This is a genomic window from Pseudomonas sp. NUPR-002 (genome assembly GCF_056322725.1).
Genome location: NZ_CM150476.1, coordinates 3,518,454 through 3,538,434, shown reverse-complemented (window position 1 = coordinate 3,538,434; position 19,981 = coordinate 3,518,454). Strand labels below are relative to the sequence as shown.

Genomic DNA, 19,981 nt, shown 5'->3' with positions numbered 1-19,981 from the left:
CAATTAAGAGGAACGCCGCGACCCTGATGAGGTCGCGGCGTTTTTTTGGCGGGGGAGATTGGCTTTGTGTGTGCGAATGTGGGCTTATCCATCAGTGTGGTGGCTGTGCTGGCCCTACCGGTGGGAGCGGGCTTGCCCCGCGATGCGGTGTGACAGTTGGACCGCTATCGCGGGGCAAGCCCGCTCCTACAACAGCACGTCAGGCTTGCCAGCCGCCACCCAGCGCTTTGTAGATGGCAACGATACCCCGGTACAAGTCGACTTCACCCTGGGCCTGAGCGTCCTCGGCGCTCAGGCGTTCGCGTTCGGCGTCGAGCAGCACCAGATAGTCCACGGTTCCTTCGCGATAGCGAACCGAAGCCAGCTCTGCCGCCTTGCGACTGGCTTCGCTTTGGCGCAGCAGTGCCAGCAGGCGTTGTTGACGCTTGCTGTAGTCACTGAAGGCGTTTTCCGACTCTTCCAGCGCTAGCAGCACTTGCTGTTCATAGGTGGCCAGGGCGCCTTCGGCATCGGCATTGGCACCGCGCAGACGCGCACGGACGCTGCCCAGATCGAACGCTGCCCAGGTGATGCTCGGGCCCAGGGCCCAGGCTTGCGCCGCCGATGAACCCAGCTGCGAGCCACGCGCTGCGGTAAAGCCAAGGAAACCGCTGAGGCTGACCCGCGGGAACAGATCAGCGGTCGCCACGCCAATGTTGGCGGTGGCGGCGGCCAGTTGCCGTTCGGCACTGCGGATGTCCGGGCGGCGCTTGAGCAGTTCGCCCGGGTCGCCCACCGGCAGGGCCTTGGCAATGGCCGGCAGTTGCGCAGGTGACAGGTCAACGCTCAAGGCATCGGGACGTTGGCCGAGCAAGGTGGCGATGCGATTGCGCGCCCGCACCTGTTCGGCTTGCAACTGCGGCACCGTGGCTTCTACCTGCGCCAGGCGCGCGTCGGCGCGCACCACATCAAGGTCATTGCCGACCCCGGCATCACGCAGGGTTTCGGTGATACCCCGCGAGTCCTGTTGGGTCTTGAGGTTGGCCAGGGCGATCTTCTCGCGCAACTGCGCACCTCGCAGCTGGCCGTAGGCATCGACCAGTTCGGCAATCAGGCTGACCTGCAGTTGTTGCAGGTCGGCCTGGGCCTGGTCCTGCTGCGCCTCGCTGGCTTCCAGTTGGCGCTGGATGCGCCCGAACAAGTCCAGCTCCCAGGCCATGTCCAGGCCCAGGTCGTAACGCTCGCTGTTGACCCGGTCTTCGGTCTGCCCCGGGATCTGTCCTTTGCCAAGGTCACTGCTGACCCGACTGGTAACCGTCGGCAGGGCATCATTGCTGACGTCGTCGCGGATTGCCCGCGCGGCCTTGAGGCGGGCGAAGGCCACGCGCAACTCGCGGTTGCCTTGCAGCGACTGGCTGACCAGTTGGTTGAGGATCGGGTCGTCGAACTGCTTCCACCAGATGCTTTCAAAGTGGCTGCGGTCAAACGTGCCCTTGGCTGCCGGGTCGTTGGCGGCGCTCAGTTGCGCAGCCGCAGTGTCCGGGGCCTGGTAATCCGGCCCCACCGCGCAGGCGGACAAGGCCAGCACCAGCAGGCTGGGTGCCCATTGTTTCAAACGGTTCATGCATGGCTCTCCAGCTTCAGTGCACGCTCGGCCTTGCGGGCCTGTTGGCGCTCGACATAGCGACGGATCAAGACAAAGAACACCGGCGTCAGCAGCAAGCCGAAGAAGGTCACCCCGATCATTCCGGAGAACACCGCCACACCCATGGCATGGCGCATTTCGGCACCGGCACCGGAGGAGAACACCAGTGGCACCACGCCCATGATGAAGGCAATCGAGGTCATCAGGATCGGCCGCAGACGCAGACGGCAGGCTTCCAGTACGGCGGCCAGCGGGTTGAGCCCTTCAGCCTGTTTGTCTTTGGCAAATTCGACGATCAGGATGGCGTTTTTGCACGCCAGCCCCACCAGTACGATCAAGCCGATCTGGGTGAAGATGTTGTTGTCACCGCCCGACAGAATCACCCCGGTGATTGCCGAGAGCAGAGTCATCGGTACGATCAGGATCACCGCCAGTGGCAAGCTCCAGCTTTCGTACTGGGCGGCCAGTACCAGGAAGGCCAGCAGCACGCACAGCGGGAAGACGAACAGCGCGGTGTTACCGGCAAGAATCTGCTGGTAGGTCAGCTCGGTCCACTCAAAGGTCATGCCGTTGGGCAATTCTTCCTTGAGCAGTTTCTCGATGGCCTTTTCCGCCTGGCCAGAACTGTAGCCGGGGGCCGCATTACCGTTGATTTCTGCAGTGATGAAACCGTTGTAATGCATGACCCGGTCAGGCCCGGAGGTTTCGCTGACGTTGATGAAGGTAGCCAGCGGAATCATTTCGCCCTGATTGTTGCGCACTTTGAGCTGGCCAATCTGTTCAGCTTCAAGACGGAACTGTTGTTCAGCCTGGACGTTGACCTGATAGGTGCGGCCAAAGCGGTTGAAGTCGTTGGCATACAGCGAGCCCAGGTAGATCTGCAGGGTATCGAAGATGTCGCTGATGGCCACGCCGTGGGTCTTGGCTTTTTCCCGGTCAATCGCGGCATCCACTTGCGGGACGTTGACCTGATAGCTGGTGAACAGCCCGGCCAGTTCCGGCACGTTGTGGCTTTTGGCGATGATGTTCTGGGTTTCCTTGTACAGCGCCTCGTAGCCCAGGTTGCCACGGTCCTCAATTTGCAGACGGAAACCACCGATGGTCCCCAGCCCCTGAACCGGCGGCGGTGGGAAAATCGCGATGTAGGCGTCTTCAATGTCAGCAAACTGGGCGTTCAGCGCGGCGGCGATGGCTTCAGCCGACTGGCTTGGGTCTTTGCGCTCATCAAAGGGCTTGAGCGGGGTGAACACAATGCCGCTGTTCGGGCTGTTGGTGAAACCGTTGATCGACAGCCCCGGGAACGCCACAGAGTCGGCAACGCCGGGTTGCTTGAGGGCGATCTCGCTCATCTTCTTGATCACCGCTTCGGTGCGGTCAAGGCTGGCGGCGTCTGGCAGTTGGGCAAAGGCCACCAGGTACTGCTTGTCCTGGGCCGGGACGAAGCCGGTCGGAGTGGACGAGAAGCCCAGCCAGGTCATGCCAATCAGGCCGGCATAGACGAACAGGGCGATACCACTGCTGCGGATGACCCGGCCAACGGTGCCGACGTAGCTGTGGCTGGCGCGATCAAAGAAGCGGTTGAAGGGGCCAAACAACCAGCCGCCGAACAGGCGTTCCAGCACACGCGAGAAGCGGTCTTTCGGCGCGTGGTGTTCCTGCAGCAACACGGCAGCCAATGCGGGCGACAAGGTCAGCGAGTTGAACGCCGAGATCACTGTGGAAATCGCAATGGTCAGGGCAAATTGCTTGTAGAACTGCCCGGTGAGCCCGGAAATGAACGCCGCCGGCACAAACACTGCGCACAGTACCAGGGCGGTGGCGATGATCGGGCCGGTGACTTCACCCATGGCCTTTTGCGTGGCTTCCAGCGGCTTGAGGCCCAGGCCGATGTTACGTTCAACGTTTTCCACCACGACGATGGCGTCGTCCACCACGATACCGATGGCCAGCACCAGGCCGAACAGCGACAGCGCATTGAGCGAGAAGCCGAACAGGTGCATGACCGCAAAGGTACCGATCAGCGAAACCGGTACGGCCACCAGTGGAATGATCGAGGCGCGCCAGGTCTGCAAGAACAGGATCACCACCAGTACCACCAGCACCAGGGCTTCGAACAGGGTGTGGACCACCGCTTCAATGGAGCCACGGACGAACACGGTTGGGTCGTAGACGATGCTGTAGTCCATTCCTTGCGGGAAGTCTTTCTTCAGCTCAGCCATTTTCGAGCGCACTTCATCGGAGATCTCGATGGCGTTAGAGCCTGGGCGCTGGAAAATCGGGATGGCGACGGCCGGCTGGTTGTTCAGCAGCGAGCGCAGGGCGTACTGGCTGGAACCCAGTTCAATCCGGGCGATGTCTTTGAGGCGGGTGATTTCACCATTGGCGCCGGAGCGAATGATGATGTTCTCGAACTCTTCTTCAGTGACCAGACGCCCTTGAGTGTTGACCGACAGTTGAAAACTGGTGCTGCCCGGCGCCGGTGGTGCCCCCAGCTGACCTGCGGCCACCTGGCGGTTCTGTTCGCGAATGGCGGCAACCACATCGCTGGCGGTGAGGTTGCGCGAAGCGGTCTTGTTCGGATCAAGCCAGACCCGCAGCGAGTAGTCGCCCATGCCGAACAGTTGCACATCGCCGACACCGCCCAGGCGTGCCAGCTCATCCTTGATGTTGAGGATGGCGTAGTTCGACAGGTAGAGCATGTCGTATCGGTTGTCTGGCGAGGTCAGGTGCACAACCATGGTCAGGTCGGGCGAGGCCTTGTCGACGGTGATACCGATGCGGGTCACTTCCTCAGGCAGCTTGGGCTGCGTGCGGGTTACCCGGTTTTGCACCTGCACCTGGGCGTTGTCCAGGTCGGTGCCCAGGGCAAAGGTGATGGTCAGGGTCAGCTTGCCGTCGGCAGTCGATTGCGAGGACATGTACAGCATGTTCTCGACGCCGGTGATGGCCTGCTCCAGGGGCGCGGCCACGGTTTCACCGATCACCTTGGGGTTGGCACCGGGGAAGTTGGCGCGCACCACCACGGTCGGCGGCACGACTTCAGGGTATTCGCTGATCGGCAGCTGGAACAGCGAGATGCTGCCGGCAATCAGGATCAGCAGCGATAACACGGCAGCGAAAATCGGCCGGGTAATAAAGAACTTGGAAAAATTCATCGGACCGATTCCTTAGCTACGGGGGGCCGAGGCACTGGCAAGTTTTACGCTGGCAGTGGCGGCAGGTTTGCCTTGGGTGCTGGCTTCCAGCGCCTGGCGTTGCTGGGCGAGGGCGGCGATGGTTGCCTCGCTGGCCATTGGCGTGTCTTGCGGATCGACTGGCGAACCCGGACGCACCCGCTGCAGGCCCTTGACCACAATGCGGTCATCCTTGCTCAGGCCGCTGCGCACGATACGCAGGCCTTCAAGCTTGGGCCCCAGTTCGACGGCGCGATAAGCTGCGGTGTTGTCTTTGTCCATCACCAGCACGAATTTTTTGCCCAGATCGGTACCGACCGCTTCGTCATTGATCAACACCGCTGAATACGTGGCGCTGCCTACCAGTTTCAGGCGTGCGTACAGGCCCGGAGTGAACTGCCCGTTGCTGTTATCGAACACAGCGCGGCCACGGATGGTGCCGGTCTTTGGGTTGACCTGGTTGTCGACAAAGTTCATCTGACCCAGGTGCGGATTGCCGGTTTCGTTGGACAAGCCCAGGTAAACCGGAGTGCTTTGCCCGCGCTGGCCGTCACGGGCCAGTTGGGTGTACTTGAGGTACACACGCTCGTCGGCGTCGAAGTAGGCGTACACCTTGTCGGTCGAGACCACGCTGGTCAGCGGGGTGACATCGGCGCTGACAATGTTGCCGGCCGTGAACTGAGCGCGGCTGACCTGCCCGCTGATGGGGGCGGTGACGCGGGTGAAGCTCAGGTTCAGGCGCGCCAGGTCCAGTTGCGCCTGGATCGCGGCGACACCGGCGCGGGCTTCGGCGGCGGCACTGCTGCGCGACTCGGCCAGCTCTGCGGAGATGGCGTTGCTGCTGCGCAGGCGCTCGCCACGGCGGGCTTCGTTATCGCTGCGTGCAGCAGTAGCGCGGGCTTGCTGCAGTTGTGCCTCCAGACGGCGGACTTCAGCCTGGAATGGGCGCGGGTCGATCTGGAACAGCAGATCGCCTTTCTTGACTTGCGCGCCTTCGGTGAAAGCTACCTGGTCGATCTGCCCGGAAACCCGCGGGCGTACTTCCACGGTTTCCGGCGCTTCCAGGCGCCCGGTGAACTCGTCCCATTCGTTGATCGGTTGTTCCAGTACCTTGGCCACACTCACCTTGGTCGCGGCCGGCGCCTGCACGGCTTCCGGGGTACGACCGCAGGCACTCATCACCAGTACTGCCAGTAACGCCAAGGGGTAACGCAAAGGTTTGAGTGACTGTTCCATGGGAAATCCGCCAATTTATTGAGAGTGGGCGGATTTTGCGATTTGTAACTATTAACAACGAATCGAACGGGGCGAAGATAACTATCACTGGGAATGATAGGACGCCCGCAATTGGGTCGATCCCGCCGGTCGTTTCACGGGGCACGGGGTTCCAGCGCATGCAACTGCCCAAACACATTGGCGCCGAGCCGTGGCGTGCACTAACGTTCAGCCCATCGGCCAGGTGCTATCAGTGCTCTGGCGTGCACCGACCATGCGGAGCAGAAAAATACATGCCGGATCTTCGTCCAGACCCGACACAGCGCTTGCACTACCGTGCCGAGCGCCCGATTTTCGAGGATTTTCTGCAACAGGCGGTCGATACGCCTGACGCCCCGGCCATCATTGCGCATGATGAAACCTGCAGCTATCGCCAGCTTGAGCAGATCAGCCGGGGTATAGCGTTCGGCCTGCGCGAAAAGGCAGGCGGCCGCTCCGACCGCGTGGTGATTGTGGCGAGCCGCTGTGCAGGCCTTGTGTACGCCATGCTCGGTGCGCTGCGTGCCGGTCTGACCTTCAGCATTGCCGACGCGGCCTATCCACCGGCGCGTATCGCGCAGATCATCCGTACGCTCGAGCCAAGCGTGGTGTTGCTGTGCGGTGAGGCTCAGCTCGAACTCGACGTTGAACGCCCGCCGCAGGTCGTCCGCGTGCCTGAGGCAGTCGCTGCATCGCTGGCGCAGTTTGCCTGCCCACAAACGCCGCTGCCTGAGGTTGATCCCGGCCAGCCAGCCTATATCACCTTCACCTCCGGCAGCACCGGTGAGCCCAAGGGCATCGTGACCCATCACGCGCCCCTTGTTCACTTCATTGAATGGCATGTGCGGCGCCATGGTTTTACCCGTGATGAGCGCTTTTCGCTGCTGTCGGGGCTGGGTCATGACCCGGTGTACCGGGATGTGTTTACCCCGCTGTCGATCGGCGCAACGATCGTCTGCCCGGCGCAATCGACCCTGATCAATCCGGCGGTGCTGGCTGCGTGGATGCACCATCAGCAGGTGTCGGTCATTCACCTGACACCACCGCTGGGCAAGCTGATCGAAACCGGCGCGAGGCTTAACGGGCAAGTGCTCAATCGCGTGCGCTACCTGTTCTGGGGTGGCGATGCCCTTAGCCCGCTGTTGCACGAGCAGATGTGTGCGGTCGCCCCCATGGCCGCTCAAGTGAACTTCTATGGCACGACGGAAACGCCGCAAGCCATGGCGTTCCACGAAATTGACCCACTCGCCGACAGCGGCAAAATTCCTTTGGGGACTGGTATCGAGGGTGCACAGTTGTTGGTGGTCAATGAGGCCAGTCAACAGGTCGGCGAAGGCGAGGTGGGGGAAATTCTGATCCGCAGCCCCTATCTGTCGCTGGGCTATTGGGGCGACGCTGCGCTGACCGCGGAAAAGTTCGTGGTCAATCCGTTTACGGGCATTGCAGGTGACCTGTGCTACCGCACTGGCGACCTTGGCACCTATCTGCCTGGCGGCGACGTCAGTTTTCTCGGGCGTGCTGACAGTCAGGTGAAAATACGCGGCCATCGTATCGAACTGGCCGAGATCGAAGCTGCGATTGCCCGGCACCCGCAGATCAAACAATGCGTGGTGCTGGCCAACCAGGACAGCGCGATGCTCAGGCTGGTGGCCTACTGCGTGGCATCACAGCCAGTGCCTGCGGCGCAACTGCGCGAGGAAGTCGCCGCCCAGTTGCCGGACTACATGGTGCCAGCGCTGTTCGTTTTCCTCGACGCGATTCCACTCACGCCCAATGGCAAGATCGACAAGCGCGCGCTGCCACCGGCGTTCGACAGCCCGGCAGTGCACACTAGCGGTGACAGCCAGCCGCTGTCACCGGTCGCGCAACAGCTTAGTGAAGCCTGGGCGCGCATCCTTCAGGTGCCGCGCGTCGACGCCAACCTGACCTTCGTGGAACTGGGTGGCGATTCACTGTCGTTTGTTCAGGCGTCTATGGTGCTGGAACAGCTGGTCGGCCAGTTACCCGAGCGCTGGGAATTGACCCCAGTACGCCAGTTGGCCGAGCTCGCCGCCCAAGGGTCGCCGGGCAAGGTATCGAGGTGGTCACTGCGGGCCATGGAAATGCCGGTGTGCCTGCGGGTGATCGCGATCATCCTCATCGTCATCGGCCACTTCAGTGTGTTTTCCAACTGGATGGTTGCAGGTGAGACTTCGTTATTGTTTCTGATCTCCGGCCTGAGCCTGGCCAGGTTTCAGTTCCAGGCCATCGAGGAGCGCGGTGATGCGCGTGTGCTGCTGAAGTCGATCGCTACGATCGCCGTGCCGACCATTCTGTACACGGTGTTGACCCAGATACTGTTCGACAAGCTGCACTGGCAATCGCTGTTGCTGATTTCCAACTGGTTCCCTCCGCACCTGGTCGGCCATTTCAATGCCTGGTACGTCGAAGTGCTGCTGCAGATGATCGTGATCATCGGCTTGGTGGTGTCGGTCGAGCGCGTGCGCAGACTGATCATGGCCGATCCATTCCGGCGCCTGGTGCTGGCTTCCTGCGCACTGGTGGTGCTGGATATTGCCCTCAACCGCTTGGTGTTCGACGCCACGCACCTGTACAACCGGGTGCCGCAACACTTCCTGGCGATCACGGTACTCGGTATGGCGATTCACTTCGCCCATTCCTCGGCGCAGAAATGGGTGGCCAGCGCGGTGGCGGTGTTGGTGATCGGCGAGCTGGATTACGTCGCTATCGCTGGTTACCACTTGCAGGTGGCGACACTGCGCGGCTACATCGACATCGCCTTGCCGGCGGTGCTCGCGGTGATCTGGGTCAAGTCTATCCGTGTACCGGGCCCTGTGGCGCGGGCAGGGGCGGTGATTGCCTCGGCAACCTTGTACATCTATCTGACCCATTTCCAGTTCCATTCCCTGGGGCGTCGTCTGTTTGATCATCCGGCGTTCTCCGTGCTGCTGGCGATCCTGGGGGGTGTGCTGGTGAGCTATTGCTGGAATACCGTGCTGCGCATCGCTTTGGCGCGTTGGAACAGGGCAGGGAAGGGAGGTCGGGCCGATTCCCTCGAAGGTGTTGCCTGACCCTGGCGGTGGTCGCTTTGCAGTTGAAAAGCTTGGCGTAGCCCGACAGAATCGCGCCCCGATCCAGTCACAGGTGCTGGACGCTGGTAGTGAAAAGGGGCGGTTGTTGAACGAACACACATTGTCCATGCGCCTGGAGCGCGTGGCGGCGCAGGTGCCAGTCGGTGCGCGCCTGGCCGATATCGGCTCGGACCACGGTTACTTGCCGGTGGCATTGGTGCGCCGTGGTGTGATCGCCGTGGCGCTGGCTGGCGAAGTCGCACTGACGCCCTACCAGGCGGCGAAACGCACGGTGCGCGACAACGGCCTGGAGCCGCAGATCAGCGTGCGCCGGGCCAACGGGCTGGCGGCGATCAGGCCAGAAGACGCCATCACTGCAGTCAGCCTCTGTGGCATGGGCGGCGAGACCATCCGCGACATCCTCGACAGCGGCAACGCACACCTGAGCGGCCAGGAGCGACTGATCCTGCAGCCCAACGGCGGCGAGCAGCCGCTACGGCAATGGCTGATGGACAACGGCTACTGCATTCTTTACGAAGAGGTACTGCGGGAAAACCGCTTCGACTACGAAATCATTGTCGCCGAACGTGCCGAAGCGGTGCAGTACAGCGCCGAGCAACTGTTCTTCGGCCCGTTGCAGATGCAGGTGCGCAGCCCGGCGTTCCTCGGCAAATGGCAGCGCAGGCTGCGGCAGAAGCAGCAGACTCTGGCCGGATTCGCCCAAGCGCGACAGGCCGTGCCCGCGCGCAAGGTCCAGGAACTGACGCAGCAAGTGCGCTGGATCGCTGAGCTGCTGGAACAGGCCTAAATCATCTTGCTGTACAGATTGCTCGGGTTTGCGTTTGCGGTACAGCTACCCAATTAACCGCATCGCCTGCAGAGCCCCACCACTCAATGAAGCAGCAAACGATTAGCGCAATTGCCTTAGTCGTCGAACATTCGTTATAGTTGAGAACGATTATCATAAGTATCGACGACGGGTGTGCATGGACAGCGAGCGGGCATTTGAACGGGATGTGGAACAGCTCTACGTCGCCCACCATGGTTGGCTCAAAGGCTGGTTGCGCAAGCGTTTGGGCGGGCATGGCGATGCCGAGGACCTGGCACACGATACCTTCATCCGGATCATGCGCTCACGCAGTGCCATCGCTGATTTGCGCCAGCCGTTGGCCTACCTTGCGACAATCGCCAACAGCCTGTTGATCAACCGCTGGCGGCGTCAGGCCGTGGAACGTGCTTACCTGGAGGCCCTGGCTGCACACCCGCAAGTACTGGTGCCGTCGGAGGAAGAGCGTCTGCTGCTGATCGAAGCGCTGGTGGAGGTTGATCAATTGCTCCAAGGCTTGCCGTCGCGGGTCAGGGAGATTTTCCTGTTGTCGCAGCTTGATGGTCTGACTTATCCGCAGATCGCCATGCACCTGGGCCTGAGTGTCAACCAGGTGCAGAAAGCCATGGGCAAGGCCTTTGCCGCCTGTTATGCCAGTCGGTTCGAGTAACAGCATGGCACATGACCACCTGCCAGTAAGCGCCGCGGTCCGCGATCAGGCCATTGCCTGGTTCACCCTGGCCCAGTCGGGGTGCATGACAACCAGTGAGCAGCGCCAGTTGCTGGCTTGGCGTAAAGCGCACAGTGAGCATGAGCGCGCCTGGCTGCGCCTGGACAGCATCACCCAGAGCTTGCAGCAACGCAGCACCACGTTGGCAACACCGCTGGGCAGGGAGTTGGCCGGGCAGGGGCATTACCACGATGCCGAGCGACGCCGGGCGCTGAAGGTGCTGGTTGGTTTTGGCGTGCTTGGCGGTGTTGCCTGGCAGGGGCGCGAAACGCATTTACTGCAGGGGGCTGTGGCCGACTACCGAACAGGCACCGGCGAACGTCGCCAGCTTAGCCTGCCTGATGGCAGCCAGCTGTGGCTCAACACTGCCAGCGCAATCGATCTGCAGTTCAGCGCCAGCACACGGCAGCTGCGCTTGCGCTATGGCGAAATTGAAATACTCACCGCCAGCGATCCTGCAGGGCGACCGTTTCAGGTTGTCAGCGACGATGCCTGGTTGCAGCCGCTGGGCACGCATTTTCGCGTGCGTCGTGACAACGACAACCGCGGTACTTTGTTGGCGGTGACTCAAGGGCGTGTCGCCGCCAGCCCCCGCAGCGGGGCGCAGAGGAGGGTGATCGAGGCCGGCTGGCAGGCGCGGATCGATGCCGCCGGTGTCAGCGCACCTCAAGTACTACAAGGCACTGACGGGTCCTGGGTCGATGGTTACCTGGTTGCCGAGCGCATGCGCCTGGCAGACTTTCTCGCTGAGCTAGAGCGTTACCGCCCGGGCGTGCTGCGCTGTGCGGGGCAAGTGGCGGATATACGCTTGAGCGGCACCTACCCGCTGGCCGACACCGATCAGGTTCTGGCCTTGCTCGAGGACAGTTTGCCAGTGCGTGTCCGGCGCACGACCCGCTACTGGATCAGTGTCGGCCCACGCTAAGTCGTATGATCGCGGAAAAAACTACACAAACTGAGGCAGGTTTTCAGTTCTCGCGTGGCTTAGGGAGAAATCCCTGTCTGCTTGTGCGGACGTCTTTTGAGAAATGGACCCTTTGCCCATGATGCCTCACCCACTTTTTCGCGCCGTGCGTCAGTCGCTTGGTGCCACGCTGGTCTGCTGTTCCGTGCTGGCGGTCATGCCAGTGCTGTCGGTACACGCTGCCAGCAACACTCAGCGCACTCAGCTTTTTGCCATCCCGGCCGGCCCGCTCGATCAAGTCCTTGGTGAGTTCGGCCGCCGTGCTGGTATCCCGATCTCGGTCAACGCCGGGCTGACCGAAGGCAAGCGCAGTGTCGGGTTGAATGGCGAGTACAGCATCGAGCAGGGGTTCATCCGGCTTCTGGCAGGTACTGGCCTGGGCATGCGTCGTCTGGATAGCGGCGGTTATAGTCTGGTGGCACTGCCAGTGTCAGGCGCGGCGCTGGAAATCGAGGCAACCCAGGTGTCGAGCAATACCCTGGGCGCGGTGACTGAGCACACCGGCTCCTACACCACCTCGAGTATGAGTGTTGGCACCAAGCTGGCGGCGTCGCCGCGTGAAACGCCGCAGTCAGTCACCGTCGTCAGCCGCCAGCGCATGGACGACCAGAACCTGCAGAAGATCGATGACATTGCCACCTACACCCCAGGCCTGACCCTGCGCAAAACCGGTGGCGAACGCCCGGAGTTCTATTCGCGTGGCACGGCGATCGACGCCATCATGATCGACGGCCTGCCGGTGGCCTATGACAGCGATACCCTGGGTACCTCGACCCTGGCCATGTACGATCGTGTGGAAGTGGTACGCGGTGCCTCCGGGTTGATGGTGGGGGCAGGCAACCCGTCAGGCACCTTCAATCTGGTGCGCAAGCGCCCGACCGTGGCACCGCAACTGACCCTCACCGGCAGCGCCGGACGCTGGGATGACTACCGTGGTGAAGTGGATATCAGCGGTAAGCTCGATGCCAATGGAGATCTGCGTGGCCGCTTCGTGGGCGCCTACCAGGACCGTAACAGTTTCGTTGATGCCTATGGCAACCAGCGTCAGCTGTTCTACGGTATCGGCGAGTATGACCTGAATGAAGCCACCACCCTGACGTTTGGCGCCTGGTACAACCGTGAAGACAACCCGGGCGCCGACTGGAACGGCCTGCCCACCCATCCGGACGGCAGCTTTTTCGACTATCCGCGTTCAGCCCGCAGCGCACCCGACTGGACCTACTGGGACAAAACCAACCGCAGCGCCTTCGTTGAGCTGGAACAGCGTTTCGACAATGGCTGGAAACTGCGCACCAACGCGACCTGGCTGCGTGGTGACATGGAAATGCTCGGTGGCAGCGTTTACACCGACGCAAACAATGACTATCACCTGAACATCGGCCGGTACACCTACCAGCACACTCAGAAAAGTGTCGACAGCTATGTCTCCGGTCCCTTCAGCCTGTTTGGCGCGACCCACGAACTGGTGGTGGGCGCCAGCTGGCGCCGTGACGACACCGACGATGGCCCAGGCGGACCGGGCATCAACTCGGATGTGATTATCGACCCGCAACATTTCGACCCCGATGCGTATGCTAAACCTGCGATCGACTACAACTGGTCGCGCGATGGCCGTGAACAGCAGTCCAGTACCTACGCGACGGTGCGTTTCAACCTGCGTGACGACCTGCATCTGATCCTCGGCTCGCGCCTGGATTGGTACGAGTATGAGCAAGCCACCCAGTCCGGTGGTTACAGCTTCGGTGACGACTCCAAGGCGACCCGCGAGTACACCCCCTATGCCGGGGTGATCTATGACCTCGACGATACCTACTCGGTCTACGCCAGCTGGACGCGGATCTTCAAACCCCAGACCGCCCGCAACACCAGTGGCAGCCTGCTGGACCCGGTCACCGGCAGCAACTACGAGGCCGGTATCAAAGGCGAGTACTTCGGTGGCGCGCTCAACACCAGCCTGGCCCTGTTCCAGCTGGTTCAGGAAAACCTCGCCAAGTCGTTGCCATCTGGGCAATGCACCAAAGGTGTCCCTGAATGCTACGAGGCCAGCGGAGAGGTGCGTACCCGCGGGGTAGACGTGGAGCTGGGGGGCGAATTGATGCCTGGTTGGCAGATGTCGGCAGGCTACACCTATGCCGCGGCTGAATACACCAAGACTCAAAGCGCGACGCAACAGCGTGGAGATCGCTACGACAGCGATACGCCGTACAACCTGTTCAAGCTGTTTACCACTTACCGACTGCCCGGCGAACTCGAGCGCTGGACGGTGGGCGGTGGCATTCGTAGCCAGAGCAGTGCCTACACGAGTCATGGTGTGAAACAGGGTGGCTACAGCGTCAGTGACGCCATGCTGGCTTACCAGCCGAGTACGCAATGGCAGTTGCAGGCGAACCTGAATAACGTCTTTGACAAGCGCTATTACCAGAACATCAGTAACAGCTGGGGCGCCAACAGCTTTGGCGAGCCACGCAATCTGATGTTCACCGTGCGCTACAGCCCGGCGTTCTGAGTTGCCAGCGGGCAACGGCGGGGTGCCGCCGCTGCCCGGATTGCCGTGCTAGGTTTTGTGCGAAAAGTGTGGGAGCGGGCTTGCCCCGCGAACACGGGCGAAGCCCGTGCCATTCACCACAGTACCTGCTTCGCGGGTAAATCGGGTCGCCGCACCGCCGCTCACACAAAATTTGTCGTGCAGACCCTAGCTCAACTGCGCAATCAACACCGCATTGGTATAGATCAGGCTGCCATCAGTGGCCCGATGACCCACCAGGTGGAACTGGCCGCGCTGGTCTTCGTCCAGGTAGACGCGAAACCTGCAGTCGGCCAGAGGGCCGTACCCTTCTGGCAAAACCAGGTTCAGCGCAGCCATATCGACTTCCACCATGGCTTCCCACGTGTGGTTGGCTTCCACTATGGCTTCCGGCGCTTGGCTGGCCTGCAACTGCTCTTCGGCTTGCTCCAGGCGCCTGTGGTTAGCGCCCAGAATGTCAAAGTGGATGTCGCCTATCGGCGTCGACCGTTGTTCACCATCGCCTTTGCACCAACCTTCAATTGTCAGGGTACTCATGGTAAACCTCGTGCTGTTGGGTTTTTTGCTGACCATTGAAGCTGTTGACCTGCGCGCCGGCTGAATCGTTCATGTTTTGCACGATATACGCTTGCTTGAGCCCCGCGGACTTGCTTAAAGTCGCCAGGATTGTTCGCCGTGTTCCTTGGCGATCAGGCGTTGACCAAGCCCTTTGAACCGGATGCTTCAGCCCCATGCCCGTCGACTTGCAAGCGCTCTATCCCAAGCTGATCCATTTGATGCTGGACACGGTCTTTGTGGTCGACCGGGACAACCAGATCGTGTTTGTCAGTGATGCCTGCGAAGCCTTGCTCGGTTACCGCGCCGATGAGCTGGTGGGCACGCTGATCACCCACTACATGCATCCTGATGACCTGGCAGCCACGCGCGCCTCGATAATCCGCGTCATGAATGGTCAATCCCACGTCGATTTCCGCAACCGTTATATCCGCAAGGATGGCGGTGTCGTCTCGATCCTCTGGGCGGCGTTCTGGTCAGAGGAGGTGGGGGCACGGATTGGTGTCGCACGCAATGTCACCGCGTTGGCCAAAGCGGAAGAAGAGCTGCGTTTTCTTGCCCATCATGACCCGCTGACCAAACTGACCAACCGATCGTTGTTCAATGACCGCCTGGAGTCTGCCGTGCGCGCTGCGCACCGTCACCAAAGCACCCTGGCCTTGCTGTTTCTCGATATCAACGACTTCAAGGGCATCAACGATGCGCATGGGCATGCGGCGGGCGATCGGGTGCTCTGCGCTATTGCCCGACGTTTGCAGCACTGCGTGCGTGAAACCGACACGGTGGCGCGGATGGGCGGCGATGAGTTCACCGTGCTGTTGACTGACCTGCATTCGCACAGTGCCGTAACCGAGAAGGTGGAGCAGATCCTGGCGGTTATGGCTGAGCCGCTTGGTGCTGAATTCGACGGCATCGCCATGCCGTCCTGTAGTATCGGCGTGGCCTGTTACCCGGCAGACGGTGAGGATGCCGATACCTTGCTCAGCCATGCCGATGGCGATATGTACCGGATTAAAAAGCGCCGCTCACTGGCGCGATAATGCCCCCAGCACCCCAGCTACAACAGTAATACCCACCGCAAAGGACTACGGATGAAACTAAGGACGTTGGCGATAGCCGTTATCTCTTGGGCCGCAATCAATGGCGCTCAGGCGGGCTCGGACAAAAACAGGGTACTGTTTGATGCACGCTGGTACACCGAGGCCTATGTAAAAGAACACATCAAAGACCGTTATCCTGCCCTGTACCGCTCAGCGTTCCACCCGAGCGTCAGCTATGTCTACGCTGCCGACGCGCCCGGATTCAAAGCGTCAGGTGCCAATCTGCTGAGCGAACCCATGCCGGCGCGCGAGGGCGGCTTTATCCGCTTGCCGCTCAAACAACCTGGCACCACGCTGGCTGCCGAGCTGGACCAGCAGTGTGTCAGGTATATTGCCCAGGGTCTCAAGGCGCTCACCCAGGGCGCCCGCCAAAAGGCGGTCCGGCAGATGGTCAAAGGCGTTGTCATCGCCGGCATTCAAAGCGGAGAGCTGGCCGCTGCGCCGCTTGATCTTGACCGTACCCGCGGACGGGAAATTTCGCTGATCGCTCCCCCAGCGGAGGGCAGACTGCGCTGCAACATCTATAAAACCCACCGGGGTGGCTATGAAACCTACGACATCTCCGTGGTGCTGCGTGCAACCGCTGCTTACGCAGTAGGCAACTAGGTCATCTGTGGGAGCGGGCTTGCCCCGCGATTGCGGTCTGTCTGCCACATCGCCTCGCGGGGCAAGCCCGCTCCTACAGCCAATGATCAAGACAGTTGCCCCCACAACACTTTTCATACAGAGACTCGTCAGGGAAGGGCATGACACAGATTTACCAAGGCAGCTGCCTGTGTGCAGCGGTCAAATATGAGCTGCTCTGTGCGCCCAAAGCCGTGAGCCATTGCCATTGCCAGCAATGCCGCAAAGGCCACGGTGCGGCTTTCGCATCCTATGCCAGCGTGCCACGTGAGGCCTTGCGGATTGTCGCTGGCGCCGCGAACATCAGCGGCTATGCATCCTCGGCGTCGGTGTTGCGCCAGTTCTGCGCCCAGTGTGGCTCGACCCTGTTCTGGTCACGCAGCCAAGGCGCGTTTGCCGACTGGATTTCGGTGGCTCTGGGAACACTGGATACGCCCTTTACGCCAGGCAAACACAAGCACGTTCATCTCGACAGCAGGGCGCTGTGGTTCGAGCAGGCTGATCAGTAATTGATTTCAGGGAAAACCACGATGGTAGAGCTGTCGGCAGCCAGAAGCGCACACCTTTTTGGCGCTAAGGCCCGACAGGGAGCTGAACTATCCCCCCAAATTCTCAAGCGTTTGCAGTGCTGATCTGAATCAAGCACTGACAACCGGCAAGGCGCAAAAATGCACCACCACTATGAGTAGCCCGGGGTGGAACGCGATATTCGGCGTAAAAAACAGCTGCTGGTTTACCCGCTGAGTGCAAATCGCTGCTTGACTCATTCACCTCAGGACGAATGCCGGGAGGACGATATGGGATCATTGCAACCGCAAGCGCCGAGCACTACGAGCAGCACCGCGCAGCCCTGGTACCGTAAAAGCGCGCAGCAAACCATGGCTGATTTGCAAACCAGCAGCACCGGGCTTGCACCCGAGGAGGCCAAGGCACGGCTGCTGCGCGTGGGGCCTAACGCACTGCCTGCCAAGGCCGTGGACCCGATCTGGCTCCGCTTTGCACGTCACTTCAACGATGTACTCATCTACATATTGCTGGCTGCAGCGCTGGCCACGGCGATGATGGGGCACTGGACCGATACCCTGGTGATCATCAGCGTGGCGGTGATCAATGCGGCTATCGGCTTTTTTCAAGAGAACAAGGCCGAGAAATCCCTGGCCGCCTTGCGCGGCATGCTCAGCAGCACCGCCCATGTAGTGCGCAACGGCCAAAAGCTGAACATCGAGGCCAGTGAGCTGGTACCGGGTGACGTGGTGCTGTTGCGCCCGGGCGACAAGATCCCTGCGGATGTGCGGTTGTTCGAGGTGCACCACTTGCAGGTCGAGGAGTCGATGCTGACCGGTGAATCGCTCACCGTTGCCAAGCACAGCGATGCGCTGGACCACGAGGCGCAACTGGCCGACCGCACCAACTTGGCGTTTTCTGGCACCCATGTCAGTGCCGGTAACGCCAAGGGTGTGGTGATCGCGACCGGCATCGCTACCGAGCTGGGCAAGATTAACCGCATGATTGCCACGGTGGACGAAACCGAAACGCCGCTGCTGCGTCAGATCGCCCAGCTTGGCAAGCGCATCTTCCAGTTGATTGTCGGGATGATGGTGCTGCTGTTCTTTATCGGTTTCTTCGTTCACGACTACCCGCTGGGTGAGTTGTCGCTGTCGCTGATCAGCCTTGCAGTGGCCTCGGTGCCTGAAGGGTTACCGGCGATCGTGTCGATCATTCTTTCGCTTGGCGTACAGCGCATGGCCCGCAACAAGGCGATCATCCGCAAGCTGCCGACGGTAGAAACCCTCGGCGCGATGAATGTGATCTGCTCGGACAAAACCGGCACGCTGACCATGAACGAAATGACGGTCAAGCACGTGCTGACTGCCAACCGCTTCTACGCGGTGGGTGGGGAGAGCTACGAGCCCCGTGGACGCATCACCCTGGCCGGGGCCACCGAAGCCCTGGACTGGGCTGAGCATCCTGATCTGGTGGCGTTGATTCGCGCCGTGGACATCTGCAATGACAGCAGCGTCCAGCGCGACGAGCACGGCCGCTGGACGGTGGTCGGCGGTCCCACCGAAGGGGCGCTGAAGGTGCTTGCCCTGAAAGCCGATCTGCCACCGGTCGAGGTGCAGCGCATGGGCAAGATCCCCTTCGACTCGGCGTACAAATACATGGCCCGGCGCAGTGATGTCGATGGCCAGCGCCTGATCTACCTCAAGGGTGCTCCTGATGTGCTGTTGAGCCTGTGCGAGCAGCAATTGGGTGTCGACGGCCCGCAGCCGCTGGACCGTGATTATTGGGAACGCGAGATGCACCACATCGCCGAGCATGGTTTGCGCATGCTGGCAGCCGCCTACCGGCCGGTGTCGGATGCCGGTGGTGACATCGATCATGACGATTTGCGCCAAGGCATGGTGTTCCTCGGCGTAGCCGGGCTGATGGACCCGCCGCGTCCGGAAGCGGTCGAGGCGATTGCCCTGTGCAAGCAGGCGGGCATCGAGGTGAAGATGATCACCGGCGATCACCCGGACACCGCAGTGGCCATCGCCCGTATGCTGGGCATGGGCAACGACCTGCGGGCCATGACCGGTAAAGAGCTGGAGCAGACCGACGACAACACCCTGAAAACCGTGGCCATGCAGTATTCGGTATTTGCCCGTACCAGCCCGGAGCACAAATTGCGCCTGGTACGCGCGCTGCAGGCCAACGGCCAGGTGGTCGGTATGACCGGCGACGGCGTCAACGATGCCCCGGCACTGAAGCAGGCGGATGTGGGTATCGCCATGGGCATCAAAGGCACCGAGGTGACCAAAGAAGCGGCCGACATGGTGCTGACCGACGACAACTTCTCCACCATCACCAATGCCGTGCGTGAAGGGCGCCGGGTCTACGACAACCTGAAAAAAACGGTGCTGTTCATTCTGCCGACCAACATGGCGCAGGGCTTGTTGATCGTCATGGCCTTGCTGGTAGGGGCGGTGGTGCCGTTGTCGCCGTTGCAGATTCTGTGGATGAACATGGCCACCTCCACCACCTTGTCGTTTGCCCTGGCGTTCGAGCCGGGTGAGGCGGGGATGATGCACCGTAAGCCGAGAAAAGCCGGTGAGTCGATTCTCAATGCCTACGCGGTGTGGCGTGTGCTGTTTGTGGGCGGCCTGCTGACGGCGGCGGCGTTTCTGCTGGAGTCGTGGATGGTCGCCGACGGCCAGGACACAGACCACATTCGTAGCATGATTCTGCATACCCTGGTGACGGCGCAATGGGCCTATTTGTTCAACTGCCGCCTGCAGGATCAGTTCTCGCTGAACCTGGCCCTGCTGCGCAACGGCGCGCTGCTCACCGTTACCTTGGGTTTAATCTTGCTGCAGTGCCTGTTATTCTACGTGCCCTTCATGCAAACGGCGTTCCATACCGTGCCATTGACCTTCAGTAACTGGATGGTGGCATTGGCTATTGGCGTACTGGTTTTCTTCGCAGTCGAACTCGAAAAACTGGTGGTGCGCCGTTGGAAGGCGAGCAACAGAACATAGTCATGTACTGCACAC

Annotated in this window: 13 protein-coding genes; 9 read left to right on the top strand and 4 right to left on the bottom strand. The window is 61.1% G+C overall.

Features of this window, described 5'->3' with window-relative positions:
• Window positions 1-199 precede the first annotated feature (199 nt).
• From ACVWSC_RS15865 to mexE, 3 genes are read right to left on the bottom strand one after another with little or no spacing between them, the layout of a single operon-like run.
• Window positions 200-1,603 (bottom strand): efflux transporter outer membrane subunit, encoded by a 1,404-nt coding sequence (locus ACVWSC_RS15865; RefSeq protein WP_442107648.1) that lies wholly within the window; start codon window positions 1,601-1,603, stop codon window positions 200-202.
• Window positions 1,600-4,779: an efflux RND transporter permease subunit gene (locus tag ACVWSC_RS15860; protein WP_442107646.1), complete on the bottom strand. Its 3,180-nt coding sequence runs from the start codon at window positions 4,777-4,779 to the stop codon at window positions 1,600-1,602. Before ACVWSC_RS15860 ends, ACVWSC_RS15865 begins: the two co-directional genes overlap by 4 nt.
• A gap of 12 nt (window positions 4,780-4,791) precedes the next feature.
• Window positions 4,792-6,033: a multidrug efflux RND transporter periplasmic adaptor subunit MexE gene (mexE, locus tag ACVWSC_RS15855; protein ID WP_442107644.1), complete on the bottom strand. Its 1,242-nt coding sequence runs from the start codon at window positions 6,031-6,033 to the stop codon at window positions 4,792-4,794.
• 272 nt (window positions 6,034-6,305) lie between these two features.
• On the opposite strand from mexE, the gene ACVWSC_RS15850 reads away from it, so the two are divergent.
• From ACVWSC_RS15850 to ACVWSC_RS15830, 5 genes are all read left to right on the top strand, one after another.
• Entirely contained in the window at window positions 6,306-9,122 is a 2,817-nt protein-coding gene (locus tag ACVWSC_RS15850; RefSeq protein WP_442107642.1) for a non-ribosomal peptide synthetase, read from the top strand.
• 106 nt (window positions 9,123-9,228) lie between these two features.
• The gene (locus tag ACVWSC_RS15845) at window positions 9,229-9,930 is read left to right on the top strand and encodes a tRNA (adenine(22)-N(1))-methyltransferase (RefSeq protein ID WP_442107640.1); all 702 of its coding nucleotides are present in this window, start codon (window positions 9,229-9,231) and stop codon (window positions 9,928-9,930) included.
• 178 nt (window positions 9,931-10,108) lie between these two features.
• Window positions 10,109-10,618, top strand: coding sequence for a sigma-70 family RNA polymerase sigma factor (locus ACVWSC_RS15840; RefSeq protein WP_442107638.1), 510 nt, complete (start codon window positions 10,109-10,111; stop codon window positions 10,616-10,618).
• A gap of 4 nt (window positions 10,619-10,622) precedes the next feature.
• A complete protein-coding gene (locus ACVWSC_RS15835) occupies window positions 10,623-11,603 on the top strand; it encodes a FecR domain-containing protein (protein ID WP_442107636.1) in 981 nt (326 codons plus the stop codon).
• Between the two features lie 118 nt (window positions 11,604-11,721).
• Window positions 11,722-14,148: a TonB-dependent siderophore receptor gene (locus tag ACVWSC_RS15830; RefSeq protein WP_442107634.1), complete on the top strand. Its 2,427-nt coding sequence runs from the start codon at window positions 11,722-11,724 to the stop codon at window positions 14,146-14,148.
• 186 nt (window positions 14,149-14,334) lie between these two features.
• On the opposite strand, the gene ACVWSC_RS15825 is transcribed toward ACVWSC_RS15830, so the two are convergent.
• Window positions 14,335-14,703 carry a hypothetical protein gene (locus ACVWSC_RS15825; RefSeq protein ID WP_442107632.1) on the bottom strand — a complete coding sequence of 123 codons (369 nt, stop codon included), beginning with the start codon at window positions 14,701-14,703 and terminating at the stop codon, window positions 14,335-14,337.
• A 194-nt stretch (window positions 14,704-14,897) separates the two neighbouring features.
• Between ACVWSC_RS15825 and ACVWSC_RS15820 the strand changes: the two genes are divergently transcribed.
• From ACVWSC_RS15820 to ACVWSC_RS15805, 4 genes are all read left to right on the top strand, one after another.
• Window positions 14,898-15,761: a diguanylate cyclase domain-containing protein gene (locus ACVWSC_RS15820; RefSeq protein ID WP_442107630.1), complete on the top strand. Its 864-nt coding sequence runs from the start codon at window positions 14,898-14,900 to the stop codon at window positions 15,759-15,761.
• A 66-nt stretch (window positions 15,762-15,827) separates the two neighbouring features.
• A complete protein-coding gene (locus tag ACVWSC_RS15815; RefSeq protein ID WP_442107628.1) occupies window positions 15,828-16,427 on the top strand; it encodes a hypothetical protein in 600 nt (199 codons plus the stop codon).
• Between the two features lie 140 nt (window positions 16,428-16,567).
• Window positions 16,568-16,954: a GFA family protein gene (locus ACVWSC_RS15810; RefSeq protein WP_442107626.1), complete on the top strand. Its 387-nt coding sequence runs from the start codon at window positions 16,568-16,570 to the stop codon at window positions 16,952-16,954.
• Window positions 16,955-17,242: 288 nt separating this feature from the next.
• A complete protein-coding gene (locus tag ACVWSC_RS15805) occupies window positions 17,243-19,966 on the top strand; it encodes a cation-transporting P-type ATPase (RefSeq protein WP_442107624.1) in 2,724 nt (907 codons plus the stop codon).
• Window positions 19,967-19,981 lie beyond the last annotated feature (15 nt).